Source organism: Aliivibrio sp. S2TY2 (assembly GCF_028765525.1).
In the GTDB taxonomy this organism is placed as follows: Bacteria; Pseudomonadota; Gammaproteobacteria; order Enterobacterales; family Vibrionaceae; genus Aliivibrio; species Aliivibrio finisterrensis_A.
Window position 1 is genome coordinate 86,525 of sequence record NZ_JARACS010000010.1, and the last position, 15,738, is coordinate 102,262.

Genomic DNA, 15,738 nt, shown 5'->3' on the forward strand with positions numbered 1-15,738 from the left:
TTCAATCTAAATAGGAACCCTATTATGAAACGTACAATAAGTGCCTTAATACTAGGCTTGAGTTGTTGTTCTGCTTATGCTGCTGTCTCTGTTTCTGATTGTGTAATACGTGAGCCAGCACCAGGTTCAGATAAAACGGGACTTTATTTCACGGTAACGTATCAGCCAGATGCGCAAACAGATTCACTTCGACTTCCTGCTCCTGAAGCTTTGTATGGTGCAACGGTAAATACGTTAACTAGTTACACTGAGCTACATACAATGACTCATGTTGATGGCGTAATGGCAATGCAACGTATTCCACAAATACCCCTTAAACCAGAGCACCCTGTGGAGTTAAAACCGGGGGGTAATCATGTGATGCTATTTAATCTTAAAAAACGACCAATTGCAGGGGAAATTTATCCAGTAGAGCTTTGGTTAGCATTTGCGCCAGAAGTTAAATGTGATGCGATGGTGAAAACATCAGCAGAATTACAACAAGCAGGTAGTCACTAATGAAAGCATTATTTAAGTCTATTCGTAGTGTTAAAGGTGCTGTGATTGCTGTGTTATTGACGGTAGGTGTAGGTATAGGGTTGTTAGCAGCGCTACCTGCTAGCGAAGTCATGCATGCTTTTAGTACCAATGAATATTGTGGTACTTGCCACACAATGAAACCGGCAGTAGAAACTTTTGCGAACAGTGTGCACGGTGGCAACAACTCGCAAGGTTTTGTTGCTGACTGTGTATCTTGTCACCTTCCAGATTCAAATGTGGTTGATGAGCTTTGGGTGAAGGGCACTTCAGGAATGCGTCATTTATTTGGTGAGTATGTTTTACAAATGGACTCATTAGATTATGACAAATTGCATCCAAAACGTACCGAGTATGTGTTTGATTCTGGTTGTGTAAATTGTCATCGAACATTAGAAGAACGTGCAGAAAATGCGACAGAGGCCTCTCCGGTATCTGATCAAACTCATCAGTTGGCGTTTTCTCGTAAAGATACAGACTCAGATTGGAAATGTTCAAGCTGTCATTACGATATCGCCCATCCGGATCTGAAACGTAATATGCGAATGAAAGATGAAGAGAGAATGCGTGAGTTGATGTCTCAACTAGGAGTAGTAAGTCATGGATAAGCACCGTAAACAATATACGCTGGCAACAACGCTGTTAGCTCTTGGCCTTATGGCTACTCCGAGTTTTGCTACAGATAAAACACCGGTACAGGATATTAATAATGGTTATGAAGATTATACCATTAAACGTACTCCTGCTGATTTAACGCCACAAGAACGTCAAGTTGCTAATCGTATTATCTATGCTTGTTATTTAGGCTGTCACCGTCCGGCAATCGAGGAGGTTCCTGAAACCTTGAGTCCTAAACTAGAAGGGTTTGATGCGCAGTATTTCTATAACCAATTTGTTGATATGGATATGGAACGCCAAGCAGGTGTGTCATCACAAATGAAAGAGATGGTATATACCGTTCCGCCAAAAGAAATCGCTGATGTTTCACTGGTATTAAGTGAGCGTCCAATGAAATGGAACCCTCGTTCAGAAGTGGTTGCGAGTGATGCATATGCCCGTGGTAAAACGAAATACGATGCAAGCTGCAAGATGTGTCATGGTGAACAAGGAGCAAGTACCAACCCGGCTTATCCACCGCTAAAAGGTCAAATGCCTGCATATGTATTTGAGCAAATGACAGCTTATCGTGATGGTAAGAGAACAAACCGTCAAGCTGCGGTTATGGTCCCGTTTGCTAAAATGCTTAGTGAAGATGACTATGCTGATATTGTTGCCTACGTGACAGGAATGTTCTATACACCAATTGAACAGCGTGAATTTATTACAGGTAAAGGTATGCCACCTGTTGAAGGATTTGTGTTACCAGATACTGGTCTAATTCAAAACTTCATCGATATGCATGGTGAAGATAATGATTACCCGAAAAACCCGATGGATTACACGATTAGTAATTCAGGAAAAATAGTGGTGGATAACAATACCAAGCTAATGTGGGAACGTGACTCATCACGTATCTGGATGACGGCAGTAGAAGGTGAGCAATATTGCAGTAACTTAGAGCTAGATGGCTATGACGATTGGCGTTATCCATTAATGAAAGAATTGCAAAGTATCGCTGATTTGGGTGAATTCCGCCCAGCAATTAATACTGATGCATTCTTAAATATGCCACGTCTTCAATCAGGTGTGTGGGGCTTCCCTGTAAGTGACCATCCTGATCACGCTTGGCACATAGGTTTCCCTGAAGGTCATATCATGGGTCAGCACACGGCATCAACTAAGCTGGTTCGTTGTGTGCGTGCAGATAATGGTGCCGCATATCACAACATGAGTTATGTCGACAACAAAGATGGTACGGTAACGGAAAAAGTAACAGACCGTATGTGGCAGCAGAAAATTGATTACCAACGACGTAATTGGTTAGATTCAATTAAGTATTGTGAAAATCTTAATTATGCGAATTATGATGATTGGCGCTTGCCTAACATTCGTGAACTCGTCTCTATTGTGAACTATAACAAGACGTCACCAGCAATTGATGAAGAGTTTTTCCCAAATACACCAATTAAGTATTTCTTCTGGAGTAGCTCGACAGATTTGCCGGGACCAACGTTGTTTGTTCGACCATTACCCCCGCGTAAGAAAGATCAAACGCCGGAAATGTTAGATCACCGTCAAGATAAAGGGAATAAAGGTTGGGCTCAAGGTTATCAAATTGGCTCGGGGTTAGGAATGAGTAAAGATGTAGAATTTTACTCTCGTTGTATTCGAAATCCTTAATCAATCCATAGATTAGCCCCTATTTATTAGGGGCTTTGGAGCTTTTATTATGCTGAAAAAAATAATGGCATTATCACTTATATTTCTAAGTGTTAGCGGAAATTCCTATGAGCTTGGTCGTTATGACGACGGTGCACGCTGGGCATTTATAACCGATAAAGCCACAGAAAATGTAGCAGTTATTGATACTTTTAAGCACGCTTACGTTGATACGTTAAAGATGCAAGTAGTTCCAACTGCAATGGAAGTTTCCGATGTACAAGATATGTTGCTTTATATCGATGGGAAAACGCCTCAAGTTTATGTGTACGATTTAGTTAAAAAAAAGCATTGGAAAATGGCGGTAGAATCGATCCCTCAAGCAATCATCATTGCACCTGATGGGGCGAGGCTAGCCGTGGCACTAAAAGATAAATTAGTGATGCTTGAACCACTAACGGGTCGCTATTTAGAGCAAATCTTAAACCTAGAGCAACCTTACAGTGTGAACTTTGATGCCGGTGGTTATAACCTCTATATAACAGAGCAAAACAGTGGCCGAACGTTAGTGTGGCGGGTGCATGATGAAGCGACGAGAGAAATCAAGTTAGGAAGTGGTGGTGAAGTATCTGAAGTAACACTCTCTCCTGATGCTCGTTTAGTTATGGTCGGTGATCTTGGAAAAAACAGTGTTACGATCTGGGATTTATTTATGGAGCAAGAGTTTGCAAAAATCGCATTAGAATCTAAACCTTGGAGGCCTTATGTGAGTTCTGATAGCGAACATATTATTTTAGCCGGTGAGAATGGGCACGGGCTAGTTGTTAATAGTTGGAGTGGCGAAGTAGTAAAACGCATTGACTTTAAAGATAAAACGACTGAGATACGTACAGGTTGGTTAGAGTCGATTGGTGTTGTTGCTACGCAAAGCGGGCTTAACATATTCAATTTAACCGATAAGCAACCACCGAAACATTTTCCAATGGATGCTCCTTTAGGTGATGTCGTTGTTGTGGCAGATTCGAAAACGTTATTTGCAACTCAGCGTAATAGTGACCAATTAGTGGTGCTAGACCTTCGTAAGGAAACGCTACTGCCTACCGTTAAAACCGGCTTGAAAAATCCTCACTTAATAGCGATGGGTTTAACTAATACTATTTGCCACTAGGAGTAATAATGAAATTGTTTATCAAAAGCATGCTAAAAGGTGGGTGTGCCTTTCTGTTAAGCTGGAGCAGTTTATTTTCTGTCTATCTACAAGCGTCTCCGCTTACTTTTACATTAAGTGAGGCTAACATGGGGACCGTGACAGAGAAAAGTTGGCCAACACAGTATCTATTTATTGCCATAGGTTATACATCTTGCCCTGAAATTTGCCCAACAACAACATTGGATATGGCTGGCGTAATGAATCGATTAGGTGAATCAGCAAAGGATGTCACCCCTTTGTTTATTTCTATCGATCCACATCGTGATAGTGCAGAGAACATAGCAAAATATGTGCAGTATTTTCACCCTAAACTTAAAGGGCTAGTGGGAACTCAAGCGCAAACTAAAGCAGTCAGTAAATCTCTACGAGCAACGTATGGCTACTCTCGCGATGGTAAACCCATTTATCCGCCACTTCCCGAATTATATGAAGTATTTCATTCTACTTACTTGTATTTCTATAGCCCTCAAGGTGAGTTGATAGATGTGTATGGGTATGGTGATGGAGCCGAGAAAATTAGCCAAGCAATTCAAATTGAGCTTGATATAAGGAAGTAGATAAATGAGTAGGCGATTATTAAATATTTTCGTAATTATTCACTTGTTTGGTTTCTCTATGCCAACAAAAGCTCAACAATGCCCCTTAGTTGAGTCATTTCAACCTGCAATAGTGGACAAATCACAGTTACCAATGGTTATGCAACACAGCTTAGATCAATCACCGATTAGCTTAGTAAACTTATGGGCGGTTTGGTGCTCTCCCTGCCGTAAAGAGTTGCCGATGTTAGTTACGCTTGAGCAAAGTAAAATGCACAATATTACGGTTAATACAGTGCATATAGGCAAGCAAACACCAGAAGTGGCTCAAGTGATTGCTGATGTTGGTTTGCAGCAACTTAACAAAGGTTTCTTATCGGATATGTCGTCAATGTCTGTAATGGGCATTTATGGATTGCCAGCAACAATGGTTGCGGTTAAAGGGGAAGTGAAATTTATCGCTAGTGGTTATCTACATCATACTGCTGCTGTGTATAAACAGTGGCTTGTTTGTTTAGAGGAAAGTTTATAATGAAAATATTGTTATCAATTGCTGTATCTGTCTCGATGCTATGTTATTCAACGATAACCTTCGCTGCAGGGCAAGAATCAAAACAATACGATTTGGGTGAATCACTTTATATGAACCCTGGTCGTGGTGGTTGTACGCAATGTCATGGCAAAGAGGGGAACCTACCCGTGATGCCACTGTATCCTAAAATTGGCGGGCAATCAGAAATCTATTTATATAACCAGATGATTGATTATCGAGAAAATCGTCGTAAAAATGGACTATATATCCCAATGGAAGTTGCAATGAAACCATTTAGTGATGAGGAGATTAAGGCGATGGCGGTTTATCTAAATAAACAAAAGGCGTTTTGATAAATGGTTGGATTATTATACCAAATCAACGTTTTCTTTGAGTTGGTATAATAAATATTTTATCTATTTTTTTGCTGTAATAATCAATGACCACCAGCGGCTAAGAACCAATTGAGAAGATGCTTTTTAAGATCGCCTAACTCATCTGGACCAATAATCGCTAAGCCTAAATCTTGCGCTCGCATAATGTCATTATTACGTAGAGGGCGGAAGCTCACCAACATAGCTCTCGCTTGCAAGCCACCTAGAAGGTCACGTAACGACTCTAATTTATAGAGAGTGTCATCGCCATCATCACGCATGCCTTTGGTCTTACATTCAATAATATGCAGCTTATTGTTCACGATACTAACCACATCTAGCTCGTTACGAACGTCTTTATCACCAATTTCACGGTGAACTTGAACATTCAAAGAGTGATCTTGAAGTGTTGGTAAATATTGCTGAATATCGACCACAGTATTATGAACTAATATCTCTAACCATTCACCGTTAGCTAAACGTCGAGCTTCTTCGCAATCAAACGTTAAGGTGCCGTTTTCATAGGTAGCTAAACCCGTTTCAACAAGATCAGTCAGTAGCATATTAAGTTCTTTATAACTCTGCTGCTTCTCTGTCACCTCAACATCAAGGCGTTGTTCTTTGCGACAAGTTGTCGCTAAGTAGTTCAATGTAGCAAGACCTGGGCCTAATTCTAGTGCATTACTTGCCCAACGCTGACAAAGCTCACGCAGACGTTTATCAATGCTCTCTGGAAGTTCAGATTCAGAAAACTCACAGCGTGCGCCAAAGATAGCAAGGTAATCACTTAAACGGATATTATCAGCTACGTGTTTTTGTTTGCGACCATCAGGGTAAAGCCAGCATAATTTATCGCTGAATGGTTCGACAACAAAAATTGGCCAATGATAAGAGCGGAACACTTCATAGGCAGAAAGAAGACGATGTCGAAGGCCACAGCTTGCATTTAATTTAATGTCGCTAAAATGATGTTTCATTTCGGCGGCTAATGCTTGCAAAGATTCTTTAATTAAATGAGTGTCTACAATATTTGGGATTTCATAAAAATCAGAAGTAATTCCCTTATATTGAAGTATGGTTTCTAAGCGATGAAACATATCTTTCTGTGTCTCGTCGCCAATAAAAATCATATGCTCGCCTTTTACGGAGAGATCAAGGAGAGGGGTTACAAGACGGACGGGGTCTTGATCTAATATGCCAACATGCGTGATCATGAAATAATCCTTGTAATGGTGATTACACATAATGAAGCAGAAGGCATGCGTAACCGAATAATTATAATTTTAAGTACATACTAGTTTATAGAATTAGTATGGTTTTTCTATTCAATACTATTGTAATGAGGGGCTTAATGATAAAAATCAACCCATTGTTAAATATTCTTATTTGGGCTTAATAAAAAAGACGATAGAATAGAGCCACATGCCTTAAATACAGAATGAACTATGAGCTATTTACCTTTAGATGAATACAATCGCAAATGGATTTTTACTCATCAATCAATGCCAGTTGATGATGAATTATTGTCATTAATTAAGCCATTCACTCAAGCAAAATCTGCTCAAGTTTGGAATGATTTTATTAGTGCGAACAGTCCAACTGCAGATCATTTTGGTTCGAAAGAATGGCCAATGAAACAAAGCTCATGGAGCAATGAGATTGATTGGCAGCATCGCTGGGATAGTGATAATGAAGCATTGCCAGATGAAGTATTAGAGTTTATTGATTGGGCTGATGATGTAACGGTTTATTTTTGTTATGAGAAATACAATCTGATTGAAACCTCTTGGGGCACATTTAAGAAAACATGGAAAAACTTTTTATTTTACGATGACTTACCAATACTTATCGGAAAGAAGAAAGCACAAGCATTGTGGTTTAATTCGAAAGGTAAAGTGAAGTTAGGCTCAAGAAGTTAATTACGATTAGCGATAAAATTAAAAAAGGCTCAGAGTTATTAACTTTGAGCCTTTTTGTTTAATATCGCTGATAGTTTAAGAAGGAGTTCTTGTAATCACGTACTCTGGCGCGTGTATTTCAAGATAATGTGAAAAACTATCTAGCTCTGCTTTTAAATCTTCAGTGCTTGCTCTATTTAAATGGATGATAAAACGTTGAAACTCATTGATATCCAATATCTGTTTATTATACATAATCCATTCAATAACTAGCTCTTGAGGGGCAGGAATTATTTCACTGAACCTCTTGGCTGCATTGCGTAATTCTCGAGTACCGAAGCGAAACCAACCAACAAAATAAAGTAACACCATACTCGCTAAAATAACGATATGGAACATTAAGGTTACCTAAAAATTGTGATGAATTCAGTATACTCAATCCATCATTTTTTTGAAGACAATTTTAGTTAGTTTGCGAAGCTTTGACAAAAAAGAAGCAAAAAGCGTCATTTGTTTTATTTCTGTCATGCCAACAGTTTAATTAATTAAACGTAACCCAGCTGGTAGAGCGTCACCGAAAAGTCGTTTAGAGTCCGCTTCGCTTAATGCTTGCTGACTAGAGACGAGATCTATCCAACTTTGTGGAGAGCGACTCTTCTTCAGTTTATCAATAATACTTTCACGTAGTTCATCTGAGACATCTAAGGTTCTATCACCAGTCAATCGTGCCATCATAACTGCGGCAAAACCTGCCATTGGTTGTATTTTCCAATCTTGAGCTAATAGTGTTGGTAACCATTGAGCCACTTGGGTTGCTGGTATTAAATTATGCTGACTACCATAGAATGGAGAGCGAGAACAAATACGTCCTAACGCCCACCAATGGACTTGCGGTTGGTTGTCATTTTTTGCATGGCCTAATACCCAAGAGGCAATCAGTGTCTTATCTTCAACATCCAGATGCTCAAGTGCAGCAGCTAGACGAACCATAGCTTCATAACTTTTGTTACTGGCCTCTTCTAATGTTTTTGGATTACGCAAAGAGCCCGGGTGTAGGTATTTTGCCATATCAGCCAAAATGGTTTCTTGCTGCTCTAGGCTTAAACCACCAGAGATACGACGCCAGAATGTCCACCAGTCGTTCCAAGATTGTTTCGACTCGAATTGAATGCCTTGTTGATAGGTTTCCCATGCTTGAGATATCTTCCATTCATCGGCAGGGTAGCCAAAACCAGGACGCAGAGCAAAACCTGTCATTTTTAACCAGTTTTGTTCATGTTTATCAGAGCGGCGGCGACGTTTTTTACTGTCAAGTAATGCGGTTGCTAGTTCCCGTGAGGTAATTAAATCCCATGATTCACGTTTACCTATCAGCTTCTCTATGTTTTTAGAAAAGGCTTTAATGGCATTTGGGTTTTGTTTGCTGCCGCCATAAGCCTCTTTAATACTTGCTATAGCATTCGGTAGGCGAGGGGGAAGGCTAATTTGATCCGCAAGGTTAGCACTTTTATTGGAGGCTTGATTACGTACTTCAAATTCGACTAACCAACGCTGTGAATCGTCCTCAACAGAAACACATTCAATCTTAATGGTGCCGACTTCTGTGAATTGACAGGCTAGGGTTACTTCAACGCGATCTTTTTGGTTTGCGTGTAGATCATCTTTTGATTTACTTGATTCAAGTGTTACGACATAAGGCGGTAAGCTAACAAAACTTGGTTCGGCTAACTCAGTGATCATACCTGAGGTAGCAAGCTGATCTTTTGTTGTTGAAAGCAAATTAAAACGAACAGGTTCGCCCAATGTTAGTGAGAAACGGCGGCTTGTCATGCGAATTTCTTCACCTTCGTCGCTGCCTTTTGCCAATAAACATAAACCTTGTGGCTGTTTATTTTTCTCTTCTAACTGTAAATAGAATGAACGCGCAGAGCCACCACCGATTTTTAATTGTGCACCATGACGTGCTTTACCATAAGCTACGGCACCATAAGCAACAGCTAAATCTGGATGAGGGTTAGATAACTGAGTGACAGTGTCACATTTCCAGTTATTCATCAATTCAAGTGAACGTTCAGCAAGGAGAGGGCTATTAAATACGCCACCGTTTAATAATAGGCCAACAGGAATAGCACGATCTTGATGAGCAGCTAAATCATTATCATCCCAACCGAGTGCTTTTGCTGACACTTCTTTATGATTATCCAAGAACTGAGCTAAGTGCTTACTGATAGCAGGATCAGAAGCGTAAGGTAAGCCAAATTCAACAACAGCGGTTTGACGTTGATTTGGACGGTCATTAAAGTCAGTCAGTGGTAAGAATCCATCAAGCGCAATTTGATGAACTTCTTCTTTGGTTAACTCAACTTTACGACTACCACCTAATAATTTTGAGCCAGACCCTAATAGAGTGATATGGCCAGATTCTGGTGCATTAGCTGACAGTAAACGTTCTTTGGTTTTACGCGTTTGTTGAATAAGTTTAGTTAACGCGGCTGCCGTCATTTTCTTACCGCTGTCTAAGCGTTGCTCAGCTAAATGCGCTAAGGCTAAATCAATGTTGTCACCACCTAACATTAGGTGATCACCCACGCCGATGCGATCAAGTGCTAATTCGTCTTTATTAAAACGCGCTTGGATTAAACTTAAATCGGTAGTGCCGCCACCTACATCGCACACCACCATTAACGGAATGTTCTTTAGAATATCTTTTGCTGTGTCTTGATGATGGTGATACCAGTCATAACAAACGGCTTGTGGTTCTTCCAATAGAATGATCTTATCAAGACCTGCCAGTTTTGCTGCTTGTATAGTAAATGAACGAGCACTCTCATCAAACGAAGCGGGTACCGTAACAACTACTTCTTGAAGTTCCATTGGCGCATCAGGGTGGTGGTAATTCCAAGATTGACGAACGTGATTTAAATAACTCGCACTGGCAACAATAGGAGAGACTTTTTCAACATCTTCTGCACCTGCCCAAGGCAGAATATCTGAGGTACGATCGACTTTAGTGTGAGATAACCAACTCTTAGCACTGACTACTTGGCGACCTTCTACCTTTGAGCCTAATTCACGTGCCCATTCACCAATGATTGCGTTTTTTATTTCACCATCAATCGCTTTTACATTCCAAGGCAGTGTTAGGTCATTTTCAGTGATTTGGCTTTGTGAAGCATGGTAACGAAATGATGGAAGTAGGGGTTTACGAGCAACTTCACCCGGTCCAATTAATTGGTCGATATTGAAGATTTCAATTGGGCTAGTTTCAATACCAAGAGAAATATCAGTATAAGCCACAACAGTGTGAGTAGTACCAAGATCAATACCAATTAAATAACGATTAGAAGAACTCATAGAAACTCCATTGAAGCTGCAATAAAAGAGAAAGCGGCAGCGATAAAATATAGGGGCATATAGTAAAAGAGTTCAGCCTCCATAACGGTGACTGAACTCTTAAGATGCGCAACTAGCGAAGAATAATATCCAAATTACGCTTCACGAACATCAAATTCAACGTGCCATTTCTCACCGCTATCAGCAGCAATGGCTTCAAGATAAAGAGTACCAAGTTCTGTCACTTTAGACGCTAAACGAACAGGAACAACCTCACCTGCTGTGCGGCCTTCAGTTACAGGTAACGTCACTTGAATTGCAGGTAACTCTTCTAGCTCTTCTGGCATCCAGAAATCCAAGTGTGTACCAGCTTGGTCGTCACGACGAGTCGTTGAACCGTAGAACTTAAACTGCACCGGCTGACCAATTACCAAACCAAATTGTTGGCTAGGAACATCAGCATGAGAGCCTTCTTCCATGCCAAATGGAGCAACACACAGCGCTTCCATTGGTGGTTCCATTCCTGGAATCGCAGGCATAGAGCTTTCGATACCAACATAGTAGCTTGATGCGATACCACCACGGATACGAACACCGTTACCAGTACGAACAGAACCGTAGTAAGAAGCACCTGAAGCAACCGCTAAATCAAGATCTAGACCTTCAAGCAGTTTTGCATCTTCTGCTTCAGCATCAATTAACCAGTCATTAATAATGCCCAGTAAACGCTCAGCAAGAAGATTTGATTTTAAAACACCACCGTTTAAAAGAATTGCAGTAGGCTTAATAAAATCAGCGTCATTCTGTTGACCAAATACGTCATCAGTTGCCGCTTGTTGACGAGTTAAGAAGCTAGCTAGGTGACGAGTTACTGCTGCATCTTGTGCGTAAGGTAGACCCATTTGAGTCAGTGCACCACGAGCTGATTGAACAGGGTGTTCAGTAACAGGAACAACAGGGAAGAAACCTTCAACCAATGTCTGTTGTACTTCTTCTTGAGTTAATTCCGTTTGCAGCGTGCCGCCTAACAATTTAGACCCACGGCTAGGAACCACAATTGGAACTGCACGCAACTCTGAATCATTAAGAAGGGCTTCTTTAGCATCACGACAAGCGTGAGTCATTACTTGAATTTGCCAAGGTTGCAGTTGTTTACCTTCTTGCGCTAGCTTCATTTTTAAACGATAAGCTAGGGCTAAATCCATGTTGTCACCACCAAGAAGAATATGATCACCTACCGCAACACGGTTTAGGCTTAAATTACCTTCTTCTTCAGTCACTGCAACTAATGATAAATCGGTAGTACCACCACCGATATCAACCACTAAAATCACATCACCAACAGAAACCTGGTCACGCCATGAATCATCGTTATTTTTGATCCAGCTGTATACTGCCGCCTGTGGTTCTTCTAATAAAGTAAGGTTACGAAAGCCAAGATTATTTGCCGCTTCTGCCGTTAAATCACGAGCTGCAGGGTCAAATGATGCAGGAACGGTAATCGTAATATCTTGTTCATTTAGAGGATGTTCAGGGTTTTGAAAATCCCATGCGTTTTGTAAATGTTCTAAATAACGCTTAGTCACTTCAAGAGGTGATGCTTTGATCACTTCTTCTGGGCTATTTAGCGGTAAGAATGCTTCACGACGGTTTACGCCACCATGACACAACCAACTTTTTGCACTTGCAATTAAGCGAATTGGCGTTTTGCTGCCAAGGTTACGAGCAATGCTACCAACAATTGCGTTTGGTTTGGTTGTCCAAGGAAGACTTGTATCACCTTCTAATAGTTCAGCGTCATGCGCTTGATACATGAAAGAAGGCAGCTGTGATTTCTCTTCAACTTGGCCAGGAGCGGTTAATTGAGGGATTGGCATCACTTGAACGCTTGCATCTTCATCATGTAAATCCACATAAGAAAGAACACAGTGAGTTGTACCTAAATCGATACCAATGCTGTATTTAGCTTGTTCCATTATAGTTCAACCTCTGCTGGAGCAACGATTGTTGCGTCATAACCATCAGCCAGTTTTGGCAGTTTCACTTCGGCTACCTTCCAACCACGGTGGATAAGTGTGCCGTTAAATGGAGCTTCACCTACTACATTACCTGTTAGGCGAACTTCTGATGGATTAAAACCAGCAGGAATAGTTAATCGAGATTCTTCTTCTTCAGTACGAACTGAAGTAAGAGTGAAGTAGTCGGATAATACTTTCTGGCCACCTTCATGAATAACACGAGCCGCTGCGCCAACTTCTGCATCAGCAAAGCCTTTAAGGTCTTCTTGCATAAAGTCGATAAAACGTGCTTCTTTTTGTAAAAGAGATAATAATTGAAGAGCAGATTCAGGAGTAGATGCTTTTACTTTTGGTTCAACTTCGATGATTTTCTCAATGATCTTTTCAACTTCAACCACTTTTTCGATTTCGACGATTTTTTCTACAGGTTTTTCAACGATCTTTTCTTTTTCAATTTCAACAATCTTTTCAACTTCTACGGTTTTCCCTTTTTTCATTGCATAAAGTAATACAAACAAAGCAGAAGTACCGAATAGGACAATGTGACCTAGATCAAAGGTAGAAGGAATAGCATTTACGTCAAAATTCATAATTAATTCTCTATATTTTTGGGTGCAATACACCAAACGTTTTTAACTAAATTGTGGTGAATAGTAGCATATTCAAGGGATAAGAGATAAAAGAAGCGCTTTAAAAATGGATAACAGACACCGTTTGGCGCTATTTTGAACAGATTGTCGCTAAGTTAATAAAATTTTAGTTTTATCGGTTAATGAGTTTCGCTCTCTCTTAATAAAGATTAGAATTAACAATATATCAACTGCTTGAGGGATAAGCGTGCTTAAAAATAGTTATTTCTATATAACCACCAGCTTTATCTTAGCGCTCTTCTTTAGTTTGCTCTCAATGAGGGTGGTCTATAAATCTGATTTAGACAATAATAAAGAGAATTTTTTTAAAGAAGCAGACCGTCAATCAGTATTACTTTCTCTTCTTATCGAAAAAGACATTGATTTTATAGGTGCTGGAGCTAACTTTTATCAATCCGGATCCAAACAAGATTGGTTACAATTTCCCCTATTTGCTAGTTCTCTTCTCTCAAGTTCAGAAAGCCTTATATCATTACAATGGATGCAGAAAGTTCAAGAAAGTGAGATTGAGCAGCATACTAAAAATGTTCAGCATGTTTTCCCCTCATTTAAGCTTTATACCGTTCCTAAAGAACAGCCTAAAACCTATGGATATGTGATGAAAAATCATGAGCCGATTTATGTCGCTACTGATATTTACCCAAGGGATGAAGCCAATATTCCATTACTCGGTTTTTACTCATCTCGTGAGCGTTTTAAATTGGTTCTTGATGAATTTATCAAAACAGGGAAACCAAGTGTCTCTGATAAGGTTAGGCTTTTACAAGACAGTTTAGATCGTAATGCCATAAAAACAGGGATGCTTGTTTATCACCCTGTATTTACTGCTGATAAACAAAATTTAAAAGGAGTGATGATTGGCGTACTCCGAATTACGAGTTATTTTGAACAACTTATTTCATCGACGTCATTAGGTGAGTCTTTAGTTGTGCGTATTATTGATACCGGATTTGATGCTGAAGATGATCCTATCATGCACCGAAGTGCGCAGTGGGATGATTTTAGTGGGCAAATTTATACAAATAGCATAAAAATAGAAAATCGTGTTTGGAAAATTGAATATAAGACCAATAACAAATTAACTGATTATCAACGCCTAACTCTCTTTTGGATGCTTATTGGTTCAGTCGCAATCTCTATTTTAATAGCGACTCTTACCTTTATGGTTACGCGAGATAAATACAGAATTGAAAAATTATTGGCGATAAGAACAAAAGAATTACATTATTTGGCTATGCATGATGATCTTTCTGGTTTACTAAATCGAAGAGCAATTAGAAATATCATAAATAGCCATATTAATGAAAACGTTTCATTTGCATTACTGTGCTTTGATATAGATAAATTTAAGCAGATAAATGACACTTATGGTCACCCAGAAGGTGATGAGGTATTACGGCATATTAGCCAATTAGTATCTAAATACTTAGAAGATAAAGCCTCATTCTCTCGGCTAGGTGGTGATGAATTCTCGATAGTGATTAAAGTTGAAAGCAAAGAGGCGTTAACGAAAATCGCAAATGAAATTCATCATCTTGTTGAAAACTCACCAACACAGTTTGATGAATTTGAGATCTCGCAAACCATCAGTATAGGCGGAGTTTTATGGAATGGTGAAGACAAAAAGGAATTAATTAAAGCCGCTGATCAGGCTTTATATCAAAGTAAGATGAAGGGGCGAAACCAAGTGACCATTTACGATTGAATTTTCAGCAATCGATTTTTATAGTATCGCGCTTATCATTTTGTTTAGGTAGAATAGCGCCTCCGTTTTATTTGAGTACCAAGGATCTCCATGAACTTTAATCGTATCGTCTGTTTTGACTTAGAAATGTGCTGTTGGAATGTTGATGGCAAAGGAACAACAGGGGAGATCATTGAAGTAGGATTAGCGGAGATCGACTTAATTAAAGGTGAAGTTGTTAAACGTGCTCAATATTATGTGAAGCCAGAAAAAGACGAAATATCTAAGTTTTGTGTTGAGTTAACAGGGATCTCCCCTCGAAAAATAGAAAAACAGGGTAGACCATTAGCTGACGTATTGAAGTCTATGATTAAGAATTTCGGTGGAACCAATAAAATTTATGCAGCATGGGGACACGATGAGCAAATTCTTGATGCTGAATGTAGAGCAAAAGGCATAGAAGTTCCATTCAGTGAATTCTTAAATCTGGCAACCATTTATCGTATTAAATCACGTAAGAAAAATGAGCGAATGGGCCAAAGAAAGGCGATGGAAGAGTTAGATATTGAATGGGAAGGCAGACAGCATTCTGGTTATGTTGATGCATATAACCTTGCGCAATTAGCATTGAAAATATTATAGATTGTAATAGGTTATTTAATAGATACATTAAAAAAGGAGCTGATTAGCTCCTTTTTTTGTTTGATTCAATCGAACTTATTTATTAT

The 15,738-nt window shown here is 39.6% G+C and carries 15 protein-coding genes; 10 read left to right on the plus strand and 5 right to left on the minus strand.

From position 1 onward, the window contains the following. The first annotated feature begins 24 nt into the window (after window positions 1-24). Genes PVK63_RS14950 through PVK63_RS14980 form a run of 7 tightly spaced genes read left to right on the plus strand, consistent with a single transcriptional unit; the run spans window position 25 to window position 5,406 of the window. Window positions 25-498, plus strand: coding sequence for a copper chaperone PCu(A)C (locus PVK63_RS14950; RefSeq protein ID WP_130087705.1), 474 nt, complete (start codon window positions 25-27; stop codon window positions 496-498). Further along, window positions 498-1,124 carry a cytochrome c3 family protein gene (locus PVK63_RS14955; RefSeq protein ID WP_130087706.1) on the plus strand — a complete coding sequence of 209 codons (627 nt, stop codon included), beginning with the start codon at window positions 498-500 and terminating at the stop codon, window positions 1,122-1,124. Before PVK63_RS14950 ends, PVK63_RS14955 begins: the two co-directional genes overlap by 1 nt. Beyond that, a complete protein-coding gene (locus PVK63_RS14960) occupies window positions 1,117-2,796 on the plus strand; it encodes an Lcl domain-containing protein (RefSeq protein WP_130087707.1) in 1,680 nt (559 codons plus the stop codon). Before PVK63_RS14955 ends, PVK63_RS14960 begins: the two co-directional genes overlap by 8 nt. 49 nt (window positions 2,797-2,845) lie before the next feature. Further along, a complete protein-coding gene (locus tag PVK63_RS14965) occupies window positions 2,846-3,943 on the plus strand; it encodes a WD40 repeat domain-containing protein (protein WP_242511082.1) in 1,098 nt (365 codons plus the stop codon). 8 nt (window positions 3,944-3,951) lie between these two features. After that, window positions 3,952-4,542 carry an SCO family protein gene (locus PVK63_RS14970; RefSeq protein WP_130087709.1) on the plus strand — a complete coding sequence of 197 codons (591 nt, stop codon included), beginning with the start codon at window positions 3,952-3,954 and terminating at the stop codon, window positions 4,540-4,542. 4 nt (window positions 4,543-4,546) lie between these two features. After that, window positions 4,547-5,053, plus strand: a complete 507-nt coding sequence (locus PVK63_RS14975) for a TlpA family protein disulfide reductase (RefSeq protein WP_274440724.1) — start codon at window positions 4,547-4,549, stop codon at window positions 5,051-5,053. Further along, on the plus strand, window positions 5,053-5,406 hold the full coding sequence (locus tag PVK63_RS14980; RefSeq protein WP_338000103.1) for a c-type cytochrome: 354 nt from the start codon (window positions 5,053-5,055) through the stop codon (window positions 5,404-5,406). The genes PVK63_RS14975 and PVK63_RS14980 overlap by 1 nt, the downstream gene beginning before the upstream one ends. A gap of 83 nt (window positions 5,407-5,489) precedes the next feature. On the opposite strand, the gene PVK63_RS14985 is transcribed toward PVK63_RS14980, so the two are convergent. Continuing rightward, window positions 5,490-6,641 (minus strand): DUF1887 family protein, encoded by a 1,152-nt coding sequence (locus tag PVK63_RS14985; RefSeq protein ID WP_130045620.1) that lies wholly within the window; start codon window positions 6,639-6,641, stop codon window positions 5,490-5,492. A 231-nt stretch (window positions 6,642-6,872) separates the two neighbouring features. Between PVK63_RS14985 and PVK63_RS14990 the strand changes: the two genes are divergently transcribed. Beyond that, window positions 6,873-7,346, plus strand: coding sequence for a DUF2947 domain-containing protein (locus PVK63_RS14990; protein ID WP_130045621.1), 474 nt, complete (start codon window positions 6,873-6,875; stop codon window positions 7,344-7,346). 75 nt (window positions 7,347-7,421) lie between these two features. Here PVK63_RS14990 and PVK63_RS14995 read toward each other — a convergent pair whose 3' ends face one another. The 4 genes from PVK63_RS14995 to PVK63_RS15010 form a co-directional block, all read right to left on the minus strand. Further along, the gene (locus PVK63_RS14995) at window positions 7,422-7,724 is read right to left on the minus strand and encodes a hypothetical protein (RefSeq protein WP_130045622.1); all 303 of its coding nucleotides are present in this window, start codon (window positions 7,722-7,724) and stop codon (window positions 7,422-7,424) included. Between the two features lie 138 nt (window positions 7,725-7,862). Next, complete coding sequence (locus PVK63_RS15000; protein WP_130087711.1) at window positions 7,863-10,679, minus strand: Hsp70 family protein; 2,817 nt, start codon at window positions 10,677-10,679, stop codon at window positions 7,863-7,865. 134 nt (window positions 10,680-10,813) lie between these two features. After that, window positions 10,814-12,634: an Hsp70 family protein gene (locus tag PVK63_RS15005; protein ID WP_130087712.1), complete on the minus strand. Its 1,821-nt coding sequence runs from the start codon at window positions 12,632-12,634 to the stop codon at window positions 10,814-10,816. Next, window positions 12,634-13,266, minus strand: coding sequence for a DUF2760 domain-containing protein (locus tag PVK63_RS15010; RefSeq protein ID WP_130087713.1), 633 nt, complete (start codon window positions 13,264-13,266; stop codon window positions 12,634-12,636). Before PVK63_RS15010 ends, PVK63_RS15005 begins: the two co-directional genes overlap by 1 nt. Window positions 13,267-13,513: 247 nt before the next feature. Between PVK63_RS15010 and PVK63_RS15015 the strand changes: the two genes are divergently transcribed. After that, complete coding sequence (locus tag PVK63_RS15015; RefSeq protein WP_165371210.1) at window positions 13,514-15,031, plus strand: sensor domain-containing diguanylate cyclase; 1,518 nt, start codon at window positions 13,514-13,516, stop codon at window positions 15,029-15,031. A gap of 90 nt (window positions 15,032-15,121) precedes the next feature. Then, the gene (locus PVK63_RS15020) at window positions 15,122-15,652 is read left to right on the plus strand and encodes a 3'-5' exonuclease (RefSeq protein ID WP_130045626.1); all 531 of its coding nucleotides are present in this window, start codon (window positions 15,122-15,124) and stop codon (window positions 15,650-15,652) included. Window positions 15,653-15,738: the final 86 nt, after the last annotated feature.

Bases quoted from the DNA above. Each gene is read 5' to 3' on its own strand.
- PVK63_RS14950 (WP_130087705.1), top strand. From the start codon at position 25: ATGAAACGTACAATAAGTGCCTTAATACTAGGCTTGAGTTGTTGTTCT.
- PVK63_RS14955 (WP_130087706.1), top strand. From the start codon at position 498: ATGAAAGCATTATTTAAGTCTATTCGTAGTGTTAAAGGTGCTGTGATT.
- PVK63_RS14960 (WP_130087707.1), top strand. From the start codon at position 1,117: ATGGATAAGCACCGTAAACAATATACGCTGGCAACAACGCTGTTAGCT.
- PVK63_RS14965 (WP_242511082.1), top strand. From the start codon at position 2,846: ATGCTGAAAAAAATAATGGCATTATCACTTATATTTCTAAGTGTTAGC.
- PVK63_RS14970 (WP_130087709.1), top strand. From the start codon at position 3,952: ATGAAATTGTTTATCAAAAGCATGCTAAAAGGTGGGTGTGCCTTTCTG.
- PVK63_RS14975 (WP_274440724.1), top strand. From the start codon at position 4,547: ATGAGTAGGCGATTATTAAATATTTTCGTAATTATTCACTTGTTTGGT.
- PVK63_RS14980 (WP_338000103.1), top strand. From the start codon at position 5,053: ATGAAAATATTGTTATCAATTGCTGTATCTGTCTCGATGCTATGTTAT.
- PVK63_RS14985 (WP_130045620.1), bottom strand. From the start codon at position 6,641: ATGATCACGCATGTTGGCATATTAGATCAAGACCCCGTCCGTCTTGTA.
- PVK63_RS14990 (WP_130045621.1), top strand. From the start codon at position 6,873: ATGAGCTATTTACCTTTAGATGAATACAATCGCAAATGGATTTTTACT.
- PVK63_RS14995 (WP_130045622.1), bottom strand. From the start codon at position 7,724: ATGTTCCATATCGTTATTTTAGCGAGTATGGTGTTACTTTATTTTGTT.
- PVK63_RS15000 (WP_130087711.1), bottom strand. From the start codon at position 10,679: ATGAGTTCTTCTAATCGTTATTTAATTGGTATTGATCTTGGTACTACT.
- PVK63_RS15005 (WP_130087712.1), bottom strand. From the start codon at position 12,634: ATGGAACAAGCTAAATACAGCATTGGTATCGATTTAGGTACAACTCAC.
- PVK63_RS15010 (WP_130087713.1), bottom strand. From the start codon at position 13,266: ATGAATTTTGACGTAAATGCTATTCCTTCTACCTTTGATCTAGGTCAC.
- PVK63_RS15020 (WP_130045626.1), top strand. From the start codon at position 15,122: ATGAACTTTAATCGTATCGTCTGTTTTGACTTAGAAATGTGCTGTTGG.